This is a genomic window from Micromonospora sp. KC606 (assembly GCF_004348675.1).
GTDB lineage: Bacteria > Actinomycetota > Actinomycetes > Mycobacteriales > Micromonosporaceae > Micromonospora.
Map to the genome: position 1 here is coordinate 1 of NZ_SMKN01000013.1, position 16,855 is coordinate 16,855.

General features: G+C 72.4%; 18 protein-coding genes. 11 read left to right on the forward strand and 7 right to left on the reverse strand.

The window, feature by feature from the left end; all coding sequences use genetic code 11:
* Positions 1-117: 117 nt before the first annotated feature.
* The 3 genes from E1193_RS05210 to E1193_RS05220 all read right to left on the reverse strand — a co-directional run bounded on the left by E1193_RS05210 (position 118) and on the right by E1193_RS05220 (position 2,241).
* A complete protein-coding gene (locus E1193_RS05210) occupies positions 118-633 on the reverse strand; it encodes a hypothetical protein (RefSeq protein WP_132180772.1) in 516 nt (171 codons plus the stop codon).
* Complete coding sequence (locus tag E1193_RS05215; RefSeq protein ID WP_132180774.1) at positions 630-1,253, reverse strand: CDP-alcohol phosphatidyltransferase family protein; 624 nt, start codon at positions 1,251-1,253, stop codon at positions 630-632. Before E1193_RS05215 ends, E1193_RS05210 begins: the two co-directional genes overlap by 4 nt.
* Positions 1,254-1,746: 493 nt before the next feature.
* Positions 1,747-2,241 carry a VOC family protein gene (locus tag E1193_RS05220; RefSeq protein WP_165945643.1) on the reverse strand — a complete coding sequence of 165 codons (495 nt, stop codon included), beginning with the start codon at positions 2,239-2,241 and terminating at the stop codon, positions 1,747-1,749.
* 47 nt (positions 2,242-2,288) lie between these two features.
* Here E1193_RS05220 and E1193_RS05225 point away from each other — a divergent pair, with 47 nt between their 5' ends.
* Both E1193_RS05225 and E1193_RS05230 read left to right on the forward strand, forming a co-directional pair.
* Positions 2,289-2,648, forward strand: coding sequence for a metalloregulator ArsR/SmtB family transcription factor (locus tag E1193_RS05225; RefSeq protein ID WP_132180776.1), 360 nt, complete (start codon positions 2,289-2,291; stop codon positions 2,646-2,648).
* A complete protein-coding gene (locus E1193_RS05230; RefSeq protein WP_132180778.1) occupies positions 2,645-3,334 on the forward strand; it encodes a cation transporter in 690 nt (229 codons plus the stop codon). The genes E1193_RS05225 and E1193_RS05230 overlap by 4 nt, the downstream gene beginning before the upstream one ends.
* Before the next feature lie 239 nt (positions 3,335-3,573).
* Here the strand turns inward: E1193_RS05230 and E1193_RS05235 are convergent, their stop codons facing one another.
* On the reverse strand, positions 3,574-4,626 hold the full coding sequence (locus E1193_RS05235; protein ID WP_132180780.1) for a LacI family DNA-binding transcriptional regulator: 1,053 nt from the start codon (positions 4,624-4,626) through the stop codon (positions 3,574-3,576).
* A 394-nt stretch (positions 4,627-5,020) separates the two neighbouring features.
* On the opposite strand from E1193_RS05235, the gene E1193_RS05240 reads away from it, so the two are divergent.
* The 4 genes from E1193_RS05240 to E1193_RS05255 all read left to right on the forward strand — a co-directional run bounded on the left by E1193_RS05240 (position 5,021) and on the right by E1193_RS05255 (position 9,084).
* The gene (locus E1193_RS05240; RefSeq protein ID WP_132180782.1) at positions 5,021-6,106 is read left to right on the forward strand and encodes a substrate-binding domain-containing protein; all 1,086 of its coding nucleotides are present in this window, start codon (positions 5,021-5,023) and stop codon (positions 6,104-6,106) included.
* Between the two features lie 100 nt (positions 6,107-6,206).
* Positions 6,207-7,238 (forward strand): ABC transporter permease, encoded by a 1,032-nt coding sequence (locus E1193_RS05245; RefSeq protein WP_132180784.1) that lies wholly within the window; start codon positions 6,207-6,209, stop codon positions 7,236-7,238.
* On the forward strand, positions 7,235-8,140 hold the full coding sequence (locus E1193_RS05250; RefSeq protein ID WP_132180786.1) for an ATP-binding cassette domain-containing protein: 906 nt from the start codon (positions 7,235-7,237) through the stop codon (positions 8,138-8,140). Before E1193_RS05245 ends, E1193_RS05250 begins: the two co-directional genes overlap by 4 nt.
* The gene (locus E1193_RS05255) at positions 8,137-9,084 is read left to right on the forward strand and encodes a carbohydrate kinase (protein WP_132180788.1); all 948 of its coding nucleotides are present in this window, start codon (positions 8,137-8,139) and stop codon (positions 9,082-9,084) included. Before E1193_RS05250 ends, E1193_RS05255 begins: the two co-directional genes overlap by 4 nt.
* A gap of 43 nt (positions 9,085-9,127) precedes the next feature.
* Here the strand turns inward: E1193_RS05255 and E1193_RS05260 are convergent, their stop codons facing one another.
* Both E1193_RS05260 and E1193_RS31730 read right to left on the reverse strand, forming a co-directional pair.
* Complete coding sequence (locus E1193_RS05260; protein WP_132180790.1) at positions 9,128-10,501, reverse strand: MFS transporter; 1,374 nt, start codon at positions 10,499-10,501, stop codon at positions 9,128-9,130.
* Positions 10,498-10,674, reverse strand: coding sequence for a hypothetical protein (locus E1193_RS31730; RefSeq protein WP_165945644.1), 177 nt, complete (start codon positions 10,672-10,674; stop codon positions 10,498-10,500). The genes E1193_RS05260 and E1193_RS31730 overlap by 4 nt, the downstream gene beginning before the upstream one ends.
* Positions 10,675-10,887: 213 nt before the next feature.
* Here E1193_RS31730 and E1193_RS05265 point away from each other — a divergent pair, with 213 nt between their 5' ends.
* Both E1193_RS05265 and E1193_RS05270 read left to right on the forward strand, forming a co-directional pair.
* On the forward strand, positions 10,888-11,295 hold the full coding sequence (locus E1193_RS05265; protein WP_132180792.1) for a YciI family protein: 408 nt from the start codon (positions 10,888-10,890) through the stop codon (positions 11,293-11,295).
* Between the two features lie 4 nt (positions 11,296-11,299).
* Positions 11,300-12,445, forward strand: a complete 1,146-nt coding sequence (locus E1193_RS05270; protein ID WP_132180794.1) for a DUF6596 domain-containing protein — start codon at positions 11,300-11,302, stop codon at positions 12,443-12,445.
* A gap of 106 nt (positions 12,446-12,551) precedes the next feature.
* On the opposite strand, the gene E1193_RS05275 is transcribed toward E1193_RS05270, so the two are convergent.
* A complete protein-coding gene (locus E1193_RS05275; RefSeq protein ID WP_132180796.1) occupies positions 12,552-12,950 on the reverse strand; it encodes a hypothetical protein in 399 nt (132 codons plus the stop codon).
* 462 nt (positions 12,951-13,412) lie between these two features.
* Here E1193_RS05275 and E1193_RS05280 point away from each other — a divergent pair, with 462 nt between their 5' ends.
* From E1193_RS05280 to E1193_RS05290, 3 genes are all read left to right on the forward strand, one after another.
* Complete coding sequence (locus E1193_RS05280) at positions 13,413-14,495, forward strand: hypothetical protein (RefSeq protein ID WP_132180798.1); 1,083 nt, start codon at positions 13,413-13,415, stop codon at positions 14,493-14,495.
* 174 nt (positions 14,496-14,669) lie between these two features.
* On the forward strand, positions 14,670-16,565 hold the full coding sequence (locus E1193_RS05285) for a non-ribosomal peptide synthetase (RefSeq protein WP_132180800.1): 1,896 nt from the start codon (positions 14,670-14,672) through the stop codon (positions 16,563-16,565).
* A gap of 13 nt (positions 16,566-16,578) precedes the next feature.
* On the forward strand, positions 16,579-16,854 hold the full coding sequence (locus E1193_RS05290) for an acyl carrier protein (protein ID WP_165945645.1): 276 nt from the start codon (positions 16,579-16,581) through the stop codon (positions 16,852-16,854).
* Position 16,855 lies beyond the last annotated feature (1 nt).

Here is a 16,855-nt window from a genome sequence, read left to right on the forward strand (position 1 = left end):
CCTCGCCCCTCGCCCCCGCCCTGTTGATCATGAGCTGGCGGGGGATCTGCCCGTCTCCTGGACCACCAACTCTCTGGTCAGGGAATCGGGCGGACGGGATCGTCCTGGGGGCGTCGGTCAGAGCCAGGGCTGGACGAGGGCGGGCAACATGGCGAGGGCGACGAACCGGGTCGACCGGCCCACCAGGCAGGCCGCGGCGAACGCGGCCACCGGCGTCTTCGCCGCGGCGACACAGAACGTGATCAGCAGTAGCGGTGGCAGTCCGACGCAGGCACTGAGCAGCACCACCGGTACGGTGAGGGCCGGCCGCTGCGCGGTGACCGCGATTCTCCGAGTCCACTGGCCCAGCCGTCGCGACAGTCCGCCCCGCGCCAGGCGCTCCTCCCCCGTCGCCACGTCGCCGCCCCGGCGGCGGTCCAGCCACCGTCGCAGCGCCGGGTTGTGCAGCGAGCCCCGGGCGGCCAGCAGAATCAGCACCTTGCCGATGGTCTGCCCGACGGCGGCGGTGAGGGCGACCGGCAGCGCCGCGCTGCCGAGGGCGCCCGCCCCGACCACGTACGGCTCGATCGGCAGCGCCGGCACGAACGCCGAGGCCAGCGAAAGCCCCAGCGTGGCGAGAAGCTGGCCGGTCACGGGCTAACGAGCGACGGGTCACGGAGCTGCGGCTCGACGAACGGTGGGCCCAACGGCCGGCGGGTGAGACGGTGGACCACGACGACTGAGTACACCTTGACCACCAGGATCAGCGTGACGACGGCCACGGCGTACCAGTAGGCGCCGGGGATCAGCGCGGTCAGGGCGAGGGCCGCGGTGTTGACCACCTTCGCCGGCGGCCACCAGTTCCACCGGTAGACGCCCCGGTGCACCAGGTGGAAGTAGTTGGGGCTGAGGATCGGCCAGCGCAGGAACGCCAGGCTCAGGTGGCAGTCGAGGACGAGGAACTGCACGAGGAAGACCACGCAGGGCAGGGCAAGTTCGGGACGCAGCACCAGCAGCGCGGCGATGCAGAGACTGCACGACGCGCGGTCGGCGACGATGTCGAGCACCGCGCCGAAACGGGTCTCCTGGCGTAGCAGCCGGGCGACCAGCCCGTCGAGCACGTCACCCAGCCAGTAGGCGGCGTACGCGGCGATCAGCAGCGCGGCGCTGGCCTGGGTCAACGCCAGCACGGCGAGGACGACCGCGGCGACGGCCCGGACGAGCGTGATGGCGTTCGGCGCGTTCAGCGCGTCACCGTCGAGGGTGCCCGACATGCCGGCGCGACGGTCGTCCGCCGGTCTTCCCGTGGACAAGGCCGGCTTACCCGGTCGTCGGCGGCGGGGACCGGTCGTCGCCGGCCGGTCGGCGGCGATATACGGATCTGTGCCCGTTGCTCATGTCGCGCCCCGCTAACTGGCCGCGCCGAGGGGAACGTGACCCACCGTAGCCACGGCCGTCCCCATTATAGAGCGACCGCGCGACACGGAACATCACCCGCGCTGGGACGGGTCGCCATCATGCGCACCGGCCGCGCCACCCGCCCGTTCCGGCGTCGGGCCGCCATCCGGGTACGGGTTCCGGCGACGCCGGCGCCTGCCGGTCTTTCGGTGTGGGGTCAGGCGTGCGGCGCACTGACGTTCAGTAGGGCACGGCGGCGGTCCGGCAGCCCCCGCACGGCGGTGATCCTGGACGCCCAGCAAGGGCTCCGCAGTAGGTACTTGTCGAATCATCGGGGTGCGGCGGGCCGCCGGGCAGCGGCCCGCCGCATCAGGCGACGAAGACGCAGAACGGATGGCCGGCCGGGTCGGCGTACACCCGGAGCGGCTCATCGGGATCGTCGATACGGTCGCGCAGCAGCCGACCGCCGAGGCGCAGGACGCGTTCGTGCTGCACCCGGAGCTCCTCGACCGACGCGACGGTCAGGTCCAGGTGCAGTTGCTGCGGCACCTGGCCCTGCGGCCACGTCACCTCCGGGAGTCGGTCGACCTGCTGGAAGGCCAACTGGCGGACGCCGTCCGGAGTCCTCAGCACCAGCCAGTCGCGGCCACGCTCGTCCACGGCACCCGCCTGCGGCGGCTCGTCACCGGGACGGTAGACCAGGCTCAGCAGCGACCGGTAGAACTCCGCCAGGGATCGGGCGTCGGCACAGTCCAGCACCACCTGACACAACCTGGGCACGCTCTCGGCGCCGTCCACATCGATCACCTCCGCGGGCCATTCTGCCGGGGCGGCTCGCCGCGCGCAGGGGAGCGGTTCCACCATCATCGCTTCCTAGCGCCATCATCGCTTCCTAGCGCTATCATCCTCGCATGGCGATTGATTGTCATCCGGGCCTGACTCCGGCCGTGGCACTGTTCCGGTCCCTCGGTGACCCGGCCCGGCTGGCGATTCTGCGGCGACTGGCGTCCGGCGAGGCACGGGTGGTGGACCTGACCGGTGAGTTGGGGCTGGCGCAGTCGACGGTGTCGAAGCACCTGGCGTGCCTGCGTGACTGCGGGCTAATCGACTTCCGGGTCGAGGGTCGTCAGTCGTTCTACGCCCTCACCCGGCCGGAGTTGCTGGACCTGCTGCGCTCGGCGGAGCAGGTCCTCGCCGCCACGGGCGAGGCGGTCGCCCTCTGCCCGGTCTACGGGCACCCGGCCGGGTCCACGATGGAGGTGGGCGGATGAGCCCGACCCCGCAGCGCCGCGCGTTGCTGTCTCGGCGCAGCCTGTGGCTGGCGTACGCCACCGCCGGCTACAACCTGCTGGAGGGCCTGGTCGCGATCGCCGCCGGCGCGGCGGCCTCCTCCACGGCCCTGATCGGCTTCGGGCTGGACTCCTTCGTCGAGGTGTCCAGCGCCGCCGTGCTGATCTGGCAGTTCCGCGCCCGGGTGCCCGAGGATCGGGAGCGGCTGGCACTGCGCCTGATCGGCGCCTCCTTCTTCGCCCTGGCCGCCTGGGTGACCGTCGACGCCGGGCGCTCGCTGCTGGCGGGCGGGGACGCCGAGTCCAGCCGGGTCGGCATCGGCCTGGCTGTCGCGTCGTTGATCGTGATGCCGCTGCTCGTCTGGGCCAAGCGGCGCACCGGCCGGGAACTCGGCTCGGCGACCGTCATGGCCGACTCGACCCAGACCATGCTGTGCACCTACCTGTCCGCGGTGCTCCTCGTCGGCCTGGTCCTCAACGCCACCTGGGGATGGTCGTGGGCGGACCCGGTCGCCGCGCTCGTCATCGCCGGGGTCGCGGTCCGGGAGGGCCTGGCAGCCTGGCGCGGCGAGCACTGCGACGACTGCGCGCCCGTCCCGGCGGGCGACGCCACCGCCGACGCGATCTCGGGCTGCGCGGACGGCTGCTGCGCCGACCGGAGCGCGTGACCGGGGGTGCAGGTGCACCGGTTGATCGCCGAGGGCACCGTCGAGGACCGCATCGCCGCGCTGCTCGCCGGCGAGCGGGAACTCGCCAAGGGGGCGGGTCCCGACGTCCTCCCGGCGGTCTGACTTGCGAGAACAACGGGCCGCCGTGCCTTGTCAGCGATACGTCGACCGGCGGGAGGGCGTCGCCGACCCCGCCGATCGGCGGGGTCGCTGTGGCCTGATGGGAACCCGAAGGCGGATCAGGTGGCCCAGGGTCCACGTATCTCGCCGGACCCGCGCGCGATCAGCCGGGTCGGCACCACGTGGGTGGTGGGCTCCCACACCTCGCCGTCGAGCCGACGGAAGATCAGAGACGCGGCGACGCGGCCCATGGCCGACGGGTCCTGGGCGATCACGGTCACCGCCGGTTCGAGCAGGTCGGCCAGGGGGAAGTCGTCGAACCCGACGAGTGCGACGTCGTGGTGCCGGCCGAGTCGTTGCAGCGCCCGCAGCACGCCGATGGTGACCAGGTTCTGGGCGACGAACAGGGCGGTGGGGGGTGCCGCACCAGCCAGCAGCCGCTCCACGGCATGCTCCGCCTCGGCCATGGTGTGCAGGTCGTGCACGGCGCTGGACGGCCGGATGCCGTGGTCGCTGAGCGCCTCCTTGAAGCCCTGGAACCGTAGCCGGGCGGTGGCGATCGTCCGCAGGTCGCCGAGGTACGCGATGTCGCGGTGCCCGTGTGCGACGAGATGGTGCACGGCCGCCGCGGCGCCCTCGACATTGTCGGCCAGGACGGCGTCGACGTGCAGGCCGACCGGTGGCCGGTCGACGAACACGACCGGGGTGCCGGCGTTGACCTCGTCGCTGAGGTGGCCGTGGCGGTCACTCGCGGGCACCACCACGAGCGCGTCCGCCTGCCGGATCGTGAACGCGCGCAGCAGCGCCCTCTCCCGTTCCGCGTCCTCGTCCACGCTGCCGGCGAAGATCAGCACATCGCGGTCCCGTGCCGCGTCCTCCAGCGACCTGAGCAGCGCGGCGGAGAACGGGTTGCCGACGTCCTCCAGCACGGCCCCGATGGCCGCGGTCCGCCCGCTGGAGCGACGCAGGCTGCTGGCGGTGAAGTTGGGCCGGTAGTTGAGCTGTGCGACGGCCCGCTCCACCGCGCTCACCTTGGCGGAGGACACCCCCGGCTCGCCGTTGATGACCCGGGACGCGGTCTTCGGGCTCACCCCCGCGAGGAGCGCGACATCGCGCAGTGTCGGTCGGCTCCGGGCCTGCCGTGGCGCGACCGGTGAAACGGCGCCCTGCATGCTGCTCCTCTGCGGATTCAGGGTTCACGGACCCGCCGGGCGCACCGCGTACGGGCCCCCGGCCAGGTCCCCGGGGCTGTCAGATTACCGCCGGCCGGCGCGGCGATCGTTCGGTGAGCGGGCCGGCCCTCACCACGGCGCCCGTGGCCCGACGTCGGCGGTTCATCGACAGGTTCATCCGCGAGGCCCCCGTACGACCGGGGCAGCGCGCCCCCGGCGCATCGCCGGATACTGCCGCTTTTCTGATATCGATGTCAAGATTGCAAGCTCGTTACGCCACCGTTATGTAGCTCGTCAGCAGACCTCTTGACACCCCTCGGGAGCGCGGACGAGACTCCTCAGACAACGTTGTCAAACACGTCCCGCACCAGCGGCGGTCGATAGAGGAGTGAGCATGTTTCCACGCGTAGGCCGTACCCGCGCCGCGGCGCTGTTGGCGATCGCGGTCGTCGGCAGCACAGTCATCAGCGCCTGCGGCGGCGACACCGGCGAAGCGGGCGCGTCCGGCGACAAGGCCGTGTCCGTCTCCCTGATCACCAAGAACTCCACCAACCCCTTCTTCGTCAGCATGCAGGAGGGCGCGAAGAAGGCCGCCCAGGCGGAGAACGTCAAGCTGACCGTGTCCGCGGGCAAGGAGGACGGCGACGAGGCGAGCCAGGTCCAGGCGATCGAGGACGCCATCGCCCGGGGCGACAAGGGCATCCTCATCACCCCGAACGGCCCCGGCGTCAACGCCGCGATCAAGAAGGCCCGCGACGCCGGGCTCTACGTGATCGCGCTGGACACCCCGCCGGACCCGGCCGACACGGTGGACATCACCTTCGCCACCGACAACTTCAAGGCCGGTGAGCTGATCGGCAAGTGGACCGCCGCCCAACTCGGCGGCAAGCCCGCCACCATCGCCCTGCTGGACCTGTTCAACGACAAGGTCGTGTCCGTCGACTACAACCGGGACCAGGGCTTCCTGACCGGGATGGGCATCGACACGGCGGACAAGAAGAAGAACGGCGACGAGGCGAAGACCGGCAACTACTCCGGCGGCAGCTACGCCATCGCCTGCAACGAACCCACCAACGGCGCCGAGGACGGCGGCCGGACCGCGATGGAGAACTGCCTCAGCAAGAACCCGAACATCAACGTCGTCTACACCATCAACGAACCCGCCGCGGTCGGCGCGCACAAGGCCCTGCAGGCGGCGGGCAAGGCCCAGGGCGTCCTGGTGGTCTCCGTCGACGGCGGCTGCGACGGCGTACGCCAGGTCAAGGACGGCGTGATCGGTGCCACCTCCCAGCAGTACCCGCTGAAGATGGCCGAGCTCGGCGTCCAGAGCATCGCCAAGATCGCCAGGGGTGGCGAGAAGCCGCAGGTCACCAGCGGTCTCGACTTCTTCGACACCGGCGTCAACCTGGTCACCGACAAGCCCGCCCCCGGGGTCGACAGCATCGACAGCGCCGCCGGCGCGCAGAGCTGCTGGGGCTGATCCCCGCGATCGGCTCGGGCCTTCCGCGGACACTCTCCGGTAGGCCCGAGCCGGTCGACCCCCTTCCCTTTACACCCCCGACCTCCGGCAGGGAGCCGCCGTGACCGCCACCGTGCATCCGCCCACCACCGCCGCGGAGCAGTTCGCGCACCGTCCCCGCTCACCGCTGCAACGCGTCCAGCACCTGCTGCACGCCCACCCCGCGATCAGCCCGTTCCTCGTCCTCGTCCTGGCCTTCGCCGTCTTCTCGGTGGTCAATCCCCGCTTCGCCTCGCCCAACTCCCTCTCGCTCGTCCTGCAGCAGGTCGCGGTGGTGGGCGCGCTCGCGATCGGACAGACGCTGATCATCCTCACCGCCGGCATCGACCTGTCGGTCGGCGCGGTGGCCATCCTGGCGATGATGGTGTCCGCCCAGACCGCCCACCAGCAGGGCGTACCCGGGCTCCTGGCGGTCGCGTTGGGCATCGCCGTGGGCACGGCCGCCGGCGCGCTCAACGGGCTGCTCGTGACGAGGCTCAAACTGCCGCCGTTCATCGTCACGCTGGGCACCCTGAGCGTGTTCACCGCCCTCGGGCTGCTCTACTCGGCCGGGCGCAGCGTTCAGGCCGGCGACCTGCCGGCCCTGTTGAGCTGGACCGGCGAGTCCTTCCCGGTGGGCCCGTTCCGCATCACCCGGGGTGTCGTCCTCGTGGTGATCCTCTACCTCGTCGTCGGATTCGCGCTGGCCAAGACCGCCTGGGGGCGGCACGTGTACGCCGTCGGCGACGACCCGGAGGCCTCCCGCCTCGCCGGGATCCGGGTCACCCGGGTGCTGCTCAGCGTCTACACCGTCGCCGGACTGATCTACGGCATCACCGCGTGGATCATCATCGGGCGGGCCGGCGCCGCCAGCCCCAACGCCATCACCGACGCCAACCTGGAGAGCATCACCGCCGTCGTCATCGGCGGCACGAGCCTGTTCGGCGGTCGTGGCGCCGTCCTCGGCACCGCCCTCGGCGCGCTCATCGTCGGATTCTTCCGCAGCGGGTTGTCGCTGGCGGGCGTCGACGACCAGTACCGGGTGCTGGCGATCGGGCTCCTGGTCATCCTCGCCGTGGCCATGGACCAGTGGATCAGGAAGGTGAAGCCGTGACCGCCACGACAGCGCAGTCCGCAACATCGTCGACGCCGGGCCGCGACAGCCGCACCCCGGTGCTGTCCGCCCGCGGCCTGGTCAAGAGCTTCGGCAGGGTGATCGGGCTCGACGGCGTGGATCTGGACCTGTACCCCGGCGAGGTGCTCGCCATCATCGGCGACAACGGCGCCGGCAAGTCCACTCTGATCAAGTGCCTCACCGGGGCGCTGGCCCCCGACTCCGGGCAGATCCTCCTCGACGGCCGCCCGGTGCAGTTCAAGCGGCCCCAGGACGCCCGCGACGTCGGTATCGAGACCGTCTACCAGAGCCTGGCCGTCGCGCCGGCGCTGGACATCGCCGGCAACCTCTTCCTCGGCCGGGAACGCCGCCGGCCCGGCCTGCTGGGCTCGGTCTTCCGGATGCTGGACCACAAGGGCATGCGACGCTCGGCGGCCGAGGCCCTCACCAGTCTCGGCATCGGCACCCTGCAGAACATGTCCCAGGCCGTCGAGACGCTCTCCGGTGGTCAACGGCAGGCGGTCGCGGTGGCCCGCGCCGCCGCCTTCGGCAGCAAGGTCATCGTCCTGGACGAACCGACGGCGGCCCTCGGCGTGAAGGAGTCCAACCAGGTCCTCCGCATGATCGAGGAGGTCCGGTCACGCGGCCTGCCCGTCATCCTCATCAGCCACAACATGCCACACGTCTTCGAGGTCGCCGACCGCATCCACATCCAGCGGCTGGGCCGGGGCGCGGGCGTCATCACCCCGAGATCCCACACCATGCCCGAGGCGGTCGCCATCATGACCGGCGCCACCACCCTGGCCGAGACACCGGGGTCCGTCGGCGCGCGGACCGAGCAGAACCCGTCGGGCGACGCCGGACCCCCGACGCCACCGCACCCCGAAGGGCACCCTTCGTGATCATCGTGGTGGGCGAGACCCTCGTTGACCTGATCGAGGATGGTGCGGGCCGGCCCGTCGCCCATCCGGGGGGCAGCCCGGCGAACGTCGCCGTGGCGCTGGCCCGGCTCGGCCTGTCGACCGGCCTGCTCACCCAGCTCGGCGACGACCCGCACGGAGAGCTGTTGCGGGCGCACCTGAGGGACAACGGCGTACGGCTGGCGCCGGGCTCGCTGCTCGACGGGGCACCCACCAGCGTGGCCCGGACGACGTTCGACGGCGACGGCCAGCCACGCTACGCGTTCGAGGTCACGTGGCGCGCGTTTGACGCCGCGCACCTCGCGATGCCGACGGCTGCGCCGGACTGCCTGCACACCGGCTCCCTGGCCAGCGTCCTCGCCCCGGGCGCGGACGACGTGCTGGCGCTGGTGCGCGCCGCCCGGTCGGCGACGATGGTCAGTTACGACCCGAACTGCCGGCCCGCCCTGATGGGTGACCCACGGCTGACCGCGCGTCGGATCGAGACGCTCGTCCGGCAGAGCGACATCGTCAAGGTCAGCGTCGAGGATCTCGCCTGGCTGTACCCGGAGGACTCGTACGAGCAGGTGGCCCGCCGGTGGACGGACGCCGGCGCCCGCCTGGTCGCGGTCACGTTGGGCGGCCAGGGGGCGTGGGCCCGGTCGCACGTCGCCGAGGCCCGGGTCGACGGCGTCGCGGTCGATGTGGTCGACACCGTCGGCGCCGGAGACGCGTTCATGGCCGGCCTGCTCACCGGCCTGGGTGACCGGGGCCTGCTCGGCGCCGGCCACCGCGGGGCGCTCGGCGCCGCAGACGCCGACGTCCTGCGACCGGTACTGGCCCATGCCGCCCGGATCGCGGCACTGACCTGCGCTCGCCGGGGCGCGGACCCACCGACGCGGGCCGAGGTGGCGGCGATGGGCTGGTCGGCCCCCGCGTCGGCGTAGCCGGCGAAGCGACCAGCCCATACGGGGCGCACCGCGCGAGCGGTCAGGGGCGCAGCCGGACGGCGGCGAGCGCGGCGGTCAGCGGGATCGCGGCGAGGACCAGCCAGGGCACCGTCCCGCCGAGCTGTTCGTCGGCGCGGTCGAGGAGCAGGCCGGTCAGGGCGCTGCCGACCAGGACCAGCGTGCCGGAGATGGTGGACAGGGCGCCGGTGTGGAGGCCGAGGTGGCGTGCTCCGGCGAGATCCGGCAGGAGGGCTCGGGCCGCCGGCACGACGAGCATCTGGCCCACGGTGAGCAGCACGACCAGCCCGGTGGCGGGCAGCAGGCCGCCCGGTCCGGGTAGCTCGACGGGGCGGGCGGCGGCGACCACGGCGAACCCGGCGGCGATGATCGCCAAACCGGCGACGAGGCTGGTACGCAGGTCGAGGTGGCGGGTGACCCACCCGGTGACCGGCAGTTGGGCCGTGATCACCAGGAGGGAGGAGAGGGCGAACATCCAGGCCAGTGCGGTGGCCGAACCGCTGGCGCGGACGATCTCCTCGGGCAGGGCCAGGTAGAGCTGGTTGTAGGAGACCAGGTAGCCGCTGTAGGCCAGGGCGAGCAACAGGAAACTCCGGTTGCGGCAGAGTGCTCGTATCCCTGACCGGGTTCCCCCGCCGGCCCGCCGGCCCGCCGCGACCCGCCCGGTGCCGGCCGGCGCGGCGACGATGTCCGCGGCGGTAGACGACACCGCGGCGGCGGGTCGGCTCGGCATGAGCCGGGCGTGTCCGGCGAGGATGGCGACGAACACGGCGGCACCGCCGAGACAGGCGACGCGGAAGTCGACCAGGAGCAGCAGTGCGCCGAGCAACGGCCCGGTGAACGCGCCGATCTGCCCGGCGACGGAGAAGATCGCCAGCACCCGGGTCCGGGGAGCGTGCCCGGCGCTCTCGTGGACGACGGCCTGGCGAGCCACCTCGGATTCCACCGCGGGCGAGAACAGCGCGGCGGCGAAGCCGATGAGCAGCACCGAGGCGAGCACCGACCAGATCCCGCCGGCAGCGGCGAGGCCGACGAATCCGGCGATGCGCAGGGTGCAGCCGGCGAGCACGACCGGTCTTGGTCCGAGCCGGTCGGTGAGCGCGCCGCCGATCACGAACAGCCCTTGCTGACTGAAGGTGCGCAACCCGAGGACGAGCCCGACCAGCCAGCCGGCGAGGCCGATCTGGTCGGCGAGGTGGCTGCTCAGATACGGCAGGACGGCGAAGAACCCGACGTTGAAGGCGAGCTGCGTGCCGATGAGCAGCCGCAGCAGCGGCGGCATGTCGCGCAGTTCGGCCAGCAGCCGCGGCCGGCCGGGTCGAGCGGGGACGCCACGGGTGACCCGCTGCTCCGGTGGACAGGATCGGTCTTGGCGCAGCACGGGTGGGCTGGTCATCGCTGCCCTGCCGGCATCGCCGGGGTGAAGGTGGCCAGGTGGCTCGCCGGGTCGACGGCCGGGCGAGGGGGCGCCGCGCGTACTCGCCGCTGGCCTGCGGCTACGTCCTCGGCGGTCGCCGCGCGGATCAGGTAGCCGGCGATCGCGGGGCGCGCCTTCTGGATCAACGTCACGCCGTCGATCTAATCGCCAGGATGGCGTTATTGCAAATCGCAGGCAATAAGGCCGACGAGCCAGGCCCGGTAGCCACACCACGAGACGGCTGACCCAGGCTGACCTGTGAGAGCCAAAAAAATCGGCCAGCGATGTCGAGAACCGGTGCCTGGCTCCGTCCCCGCGGTGGAACGTGACCACAATGGGTCACACCAGCACGGAGGAGAAACATCATGGCGAAGTACCTGCTGCTGAAGCACTACCGAGGGGCTCCGGCTGCGGTCAATGACGTGCCGATGGAGCGGTGGACGCCGGAGGAGATCTCGGCGCACGTGCGGTACATGGGTGACTTCGCGGCCCGACTCGAGGCCACCGGCGAGTTCGTCGACGGTCAGGCGCTCGCCCCGGAGGGGACGTTCGTCCGGTACGACGGCGAGGGGCGTCCGCCGGTCACCGACGGCCCGTTCGCCGAAACCAAGGACCTCATCGCCGGCTGGATGGTGATCGACGTGGACAGCTACGAGCGCGCCGTCGAGCTGGCCGGGGAGCTGTCGGCCGCTCCTGGGGCGGGCGGGAAGCCGATCCACGAGTGGCTCGAGCTGCGCCCGTTCCTGACCGCGCCGCCCACCATCACGGAGTGACCTGATGTACGAGGCCCTGCTCCGGAGCCTCACGCCGAGGGTGCTCGGCATCCTCGTCCGCCGCGGAGCCGACTTCGCGGCGGCCGAGGACGCCGTACAGGACGCGCTGGTCGAGGCGGTCCGCGTCTGGCCGGCCGACCCGCCCCGGAACCCGAAGGGCTGGCTGGTCACCGTGGCCTGGCGCAAGTTTCTCGACGCGACCCGCGCGGACGCCGCCCGCCGCCGCCGTGAGGACCTCGTCGACGAGGAGCCGCCGCCCGGGCCCGTGCCCGCGGTCGACGACACGCTCCAGCTCTACTTCCTGTGCGCCCACCCGTTGTTGACACCGTCGTCCGCGGTCGCGCTCACGCTGCGCGCCGTCGGCGGTCTGACCACCCGTCAGATCGCCCAGGCATACCTGGTGCCCGAGGCGACCATGGCGCAGCGCGTCAGCCGGGCCAAGCGCACCGTCTCCGGCGTGCGCTTCGACCAGCCCGGCGATGTCGCCACCGTGCTGCGCGTGCTCTACCTGGTCTTCAACGAGGGGTACTCCGGCGATGTCGACCTCGCCGCCGAGGCCATCCGGCTCACCCGGCAGCTCGCCGCCGCGATCGACCACCCCGAGGTGGCGGGGCTGCTCGCCCTCATGCTGCTGCACCACGCCCGGCGCGTCACCCGGACCGGGCCCGACGGCAGCCTGGTGCCGCTCGCCGAACAGGACCGCCGCCGATGGGACACCACGTCGATCACCGAGGCCGTCGAGATCCTCCAGGCAGCCCTCACCCAAGACCGGCTGGGCGAGTTCCAGGCCCAGGCCGCCATCGCGGCACTGCACGCCGACGCGCCCACCACCGAGGAGACCGACTGGGTGCAGATCGTCGAGTGGTACGACGAACTCACGCGCCTGACCGACAGCCCGGTCGTCCGACTCAACCGCGCGGTGGCCGTCGGCGAGGCCGACGGACCACGCGCCGGCCTGGCCGCGCTCGCGGCGCTGGACGACTCACTGCCCCGCCACGCCGCCGTGGCGGCATACCTCCACGAACGCGACGGCGACCTGCCGAAAGCGGCCCGCCTGTACGCCGAAGCAGCCCGAAAGGCCCCCAACCTCGCCGAACGTGACCACCTCACGCGCCAGGCCGCCCGACTCAACGCCCGCCCGTGTCGCTGACGGGCCGCGTCAGCCTCTTCTGCCAGGCTCGACAACGAGGCGGCACTGGCTGAATGGGGCCGCGGCCTGGCCGCCGACATCCACCGTGGGCGGTGGTTGTCGGCGCCTAGCAGGTGCCGGCAACGCTGCGTGACGGCGACTCGCCCAGGAATGCGTACGCTCCCAACGCGGCAGCGAGAACGGCGTCCACCGCGATGACGAAGTTCCGGTCCATGCCGGTCGGCGCGAGCACGAGCCCGACCATCAGGGCGACCACGGCGGCCAGCAGCATCACGCCCCGCGCCGACCGTCGTACGGCCCAGGGGGTCTGCGGCGACAGCAGACCTGTGACGGCCAACAGCGCCCGGATCGCCCCGACGGCCCCGATGATCAGCCAGGGCACGGCCAAAGCGGCCACTCCCCGGCCCAGTCCGGCCACACCGGACCAGGTGAGCAATCCGAAGATCACCACCGCGAGGACGTGCAGGTAAAGGTCACGAGGGCCAGGAATCCTTGCTTGGCTCACCAGTCTTCTCAACCCCTATGCCATGCGGACCTTCAAGGGCTTGGCAGGTTCAGTCGGTGGAAGCATTCGCCTCGACGAGTTCGGTGTACATCGGAGACCTTCTTCCAGCCGTGGATCTTACGCGGTCGGTCGTTGACACGGAAGCCACCATCGCGAGGTATCTCGGGTTCCGAGGTGATCGAGACACCTTCGGGAGACTGCCCGCCGCTCGACCTCGACGGCGCCGCCGTCACCCTCGTCGCCGCCTCCGCTCTCGGCGCTAGCTACGGTCGTCTTCCCCTCCGGTGCGGGTTGTACTGGCACATGAGACAGGACAGCCCTGCAACTCGGCGGCTCGACGAGACGGCAGCGCGAGTAGTTGGGTAGTCCTCGGCGCGACCGAGACTCCGACACCGACCCTGTCGGCAGTAGCGTGGACACTCGACGGCGTCGCGCCGGTGCCCGGCACAGCGAGGAGGTCCGATGCGGCAACCGCCCGGGACGCCCGACGTTGGCGAGGTCGCCGCCGACCCGGGGTTCGAGCACGGCGACTGCCGGGACACCGCCCTCGGCACGCTGCTCAGACTCGCCGGCGTCGCGCACCCCGAAGACCTGCTCCTCGGCGAGCTGGCCTTCGAGGTTCCGGTGGACTGCAGCGTCGCCGACGGGCTCGCGCCGTCGTTCCGGAGCGGGGATCCGCTGCCCTCGGCCACCGGTCCGGCGGGCACCGGGATCGGCCTGGCGCAGCGACGGGCCGCCGGGCTGGCGCAGCTCTACCAGCAACTGCGCGACCGGGTGCGCGACGGGCGGGCCGTCGCCGTCACCATCGACCAGTACGGGTACGAGCCGGCCCCCTTTCACCGGAGCGCACACGTACCGCACGACCTGGTCGTCACCGCGGTCACCGGCGCTGGTTTCGACGTGCTGGACAGTTTTCCCCGGTCCCGGTTCGCCGGCCGGGTCGAGGCGGCCCAGTTCACGCGTTGGGTCGACTCGCCGCACCTGGGCGAGGCGCGGTACCGCACCGCGGAGGTGACCGTGTGCCCCGGCGCGGCCGGGGAGGCGGCCGGCTGGCTGGCCCGCAACTGGCGGGACCGGATCGGGCGCAACGTCGCGGCGATGCTGGACCCGTCGGGCCTGCGCGGGGTGGCCGGGATCGAGCTGGTGGCCGACCGGCTGGCGGAGTGGCTGGCCGGGCCGGACTTCCGATCCGACCCCGGCAGCCGCAGGGAGTTGCCGGTGAGCAGCTTCACCGACCTCGGCGCGGTACGCCGCGGGTACGCGCTCTGGCTGTCCCGGGTCGGTGCGCTCGGCTTCCCATCGCTGGCCGAGTGCGCCGACGGGGTCCGCGCGCTGTCCCGGCAGTGGGACGTCGCCGCGTCGCTCTGGCTCGCCGGCGGTCGATCCGGTTCGCCGGTCGATCCGGCCGCCGCCGATCTGGTCGCCAGGGGACTGCACCAGGTGCCGAAGCTGCTGCGGCTGATCGCCGCCGCCGAGCGGCGGATGGCCGAGCGGCTCGACAGCGCGGCCCGAACCGGCGACCACCGCCGATCCGGGCGCCATTGACCGGCTGACGGGTGAACGGCTAGTTTCTGGACTGGTCGAAAGGCTTCGATGTCCGTCCCCGGCGGACCACCGGGCGATGTCCGTCCCGGCGGACCACGGGGCGCGGTGTCCGGCCGGCGTGGCCACGCACCACCCCGTCGCGTCCGGCGGCCGGAGGGAGCGGGAAGGAGTCCGATGCCCACCAACCAGGCGTCGGTAGGCGAGGACGTCCCCGCGCCCGGAGCGGTCGGGGCAGCGCCGGTCGTCGCCCAGCTGGAGCGGGTGGTGGCCCGAGCCCCGGACGCCGCCGCGCTGGTCGAGGACGGCACGGTCACCGACTACCGGAATCTCTGGCGGGACGTCGGGGAGATCGCGCGCACCCTGGTTCGGGACGGTGTCCGGCCCGGCGAACCGGTCGGTGTCACGGTACGGCGCTCGGCCACCGGAATCGGCTCGCTGCTCGCGGTGCTGCGGGCCGGGGCGGCCTATGTGCCGCTGGATCCCGCCGATCCGCCAGAGCGCCTCCGTGACATCGTTCGGACGTGTGGCCTGCGGCGGATCCTGCTCGCCGCACCGCTCCTCCCGGCCGTCACCGCCGGCCTCCCGGTGCGCACGATCGAGCCCGCGCCGGCTCCCGCAGCCGCCCCGGGCCCTGGCCCGGGAGCCGATGTGGCGCTGGCCGAGCCACTGCCCGAGGTGTCCGGCAGCAGGTTGGCCTACATCATCCACACCTCCGGCTCCGCTGGCCCTGCCAAGGGGGTCCGGGTCGGACATCGGGCCCTGGCGACGGCGGCCACCGCGCTGACCGAGGCGTGGCGCATCACGCCCGGCGACCGGGTCCTCAGCTTCGCGGCGCTGACCTGGGACACCAGCGGCGAGGAGATCTACCCCTGCCTGATCGGCGGGGCGACCCTGGTCATCGACCGGCGGGCCACGGAAGGCACGGTGGCCGGGCTGCTCGCGGCGGTGGCGGCGAACGGGGTCACCGTGGTCGACCTGCCGACCTCCTTCTGGTACGAGGTGGTGGAGTTCCTTCGGCTGACCGGCCGGTCGTTGCCGCCGTCGCTGCGCCTGGTCGTGATCGGCGGCGAGGAGGTGGTTGCGGGCCCGGTCCGCACCTGGTGCGAGCTGGTGCCCGACCGGGTCCGGCTGGTCAACACCTACGGTCAGACCGAGACCGTGCTGGTCACCCACCAGGCCGAGTTGGGCGGCGCCGTCGGCCGTGAGCTGCCCGGCGGCGTGCCGGTGCCGATCGGCCGGCCACTGCCCCACGTGCGTCAGGTCCTGGTCCCCGCAGCCCCGGGTTCCCGGATCGCCGAGCTGTACGTCGGCGGGCCGTCGCTCAGCTTCGGTTACCAGGCCCGTCCGGCGGCCACCGCGCAGCGGTTCGGTCCGGGGCCCGGTGCCGGCGGCGAACGGATGTTCCGGACCGGCGACCTGGTGATGATTGGCCCGGACGAGCAGCTCGGCTATGTCGGCCGGGTCGACCGGCAGCTCAAGGTGCGTGGTCACCGGGTGGAGCCGGAGGCGGTGGAACGTGCCCTGCTGGGCCACCCGGCGCTGGTCGCCGCAGCGGTGCACGGGACCGGTTCGGCGGAGACCGGCCGGCAGTTGGCCGCCGCCGTCGTGCCCCGCGCCGACATGACCGTGACCGGGGCGGAGCTGGCCTCGTGGCTACGTGACCGACTGCCCGGTTACCTGGTCCCGACCCGTTGGTCGGTGCAGGCCGCCCTGCCGTTGCTGCCAAACGGCAAGGTTGACCACGCGACGCTCGCGGCGGCGGGACACGAAGGCACGTACGGCACGCCGGAAACCGGCGGCGATCCTTTCGTCGCCGAGGTCGCGGCGATCTTCAGCCGGGTGCTCGACCGGGCACACGGGCCGGACGACGACTTCTTCGACGCTGGCGGTGACTCGCTGCTCGCCGCCCGGCTCATCTCCCGCCTCTACCGCCGGTACGACATCGAACTCACCTTCGTCGACCTGTTCGAGTGGCGTACCCCGCGCGGCCTGGCCGACGTGCTGCGGCAGGGCGGCCGAACACCGGACGGCGAGCCCGCCGGCGGCGCAACGGAGCCGGCCGGTGGGTGAACGGAGCCGGCCGGTGGGTGAACCGACGGCGTCCCGGCACCTGGCGACGATCCTCGCCACCTGCGCCGACGTGCTCGGCCGACGCCCGGACCCGGAGGACAACTTCTTCGAGTTCGGCGGTGACTCGGCGACCGCCACCGATCTGTTCCTGCGGCTGGAGTCCCGGCTCGGCGTCGAACTCGACGTCTCGCTGTTCTTCGAGACGCGGGACTTCCGGGAGTTGGCCTCCCGGCTCGCGGAGTCCACCGGTGGACCGGTGGGCCGGTCCACGCCCGGTGCGACCGGATGAC

What these genes read in the sequence shown, in the direction of transcription:
- E1193_RS05215 (WP_132180774.1), bottom strand. Translation starts at nt 1,253, where the DNA reads ATGTCGGGCACCCTCGACGGTGACGCGCTGAACGCGCCGAACGCCATC.
- E1193_RS05220 (WP_165945643.1), bottom strand. Translation starts at nt 2,241, where the DNA reads ATGGTGGAACCGCTCCCCTGCGCGCGGCGAGCCGCCCCGGCAGAATGG.
- E1193_RS05225 (WP_132180776.1), top strand. Translation starts at nt 2,289, where the DNA reads ATGGCGATTGATTGTCATCCGGGCCTGACTCCGGCCGTGGCACTGTTC.
- E1193_RS05230 (WP_132180778.1), top strand. Translation starts at nt 2,645, where the DNA reads ATGAGCCCGACCCCGCAGCGCCGCGCGTTGCTGTCTCGGCGCAGCCTG.
- E1193_RS05235 (WP_132180780.1), bottom strand. Translation starts at nt 4,626, where the DNA reads ATGCAGGGCGCCGTTTCACCGGTCGCGCCACGGCAGGCCCGGAGCCGA.
- E1193_RS05240 (WP_132180782.1), top strand. Translation starts at nt 5,021, where the DNA reads ATGTTTCCACGCGTAGGCCGTACCCGCGCCGCGGCGCTGTTGGCGATC.
- E1193_RS05260 (WP_132180790.1), bottom strand. Translation starts at nt 10,501, where the DNA reads ATGACCAGCCCACCCGTGCTGCGCCAAGACCGATCCTGTCCACCGGAG.
- E1193_RS05265 (WP_132180792.1), top strand. Translation starts at nt 10,888, where the DNA reads ATGGCGAAGTACCTGCTGCTGAAGCACTACCGAGGGGCTCCGGCTGCG.
- E1193_RS05270 (WP_132180794.1), top strand. Translation starts at nt 11,300, where the DNA reads ATGTACGAGGCCCTGCTCCGGAGCCTCACGCCGAGGGTGCTCGGCATC.
- E1193_RS05280 (WP_132180798.1), top strand. Translation starts at nt 13,413, where the DNA reads ATGCGGCAACCGCCCGGGACGCCCGACGTTGGCGAGGTCGCCGCCGAC.
- E1193_RS05285 (WP_132180800.1), top strand. Translation starts at nt 14,670, where the DNA reads ATGCCCACCAACCAGGCGTCGGTAGGCGAGGACGTCCCCGCGCCCGGA.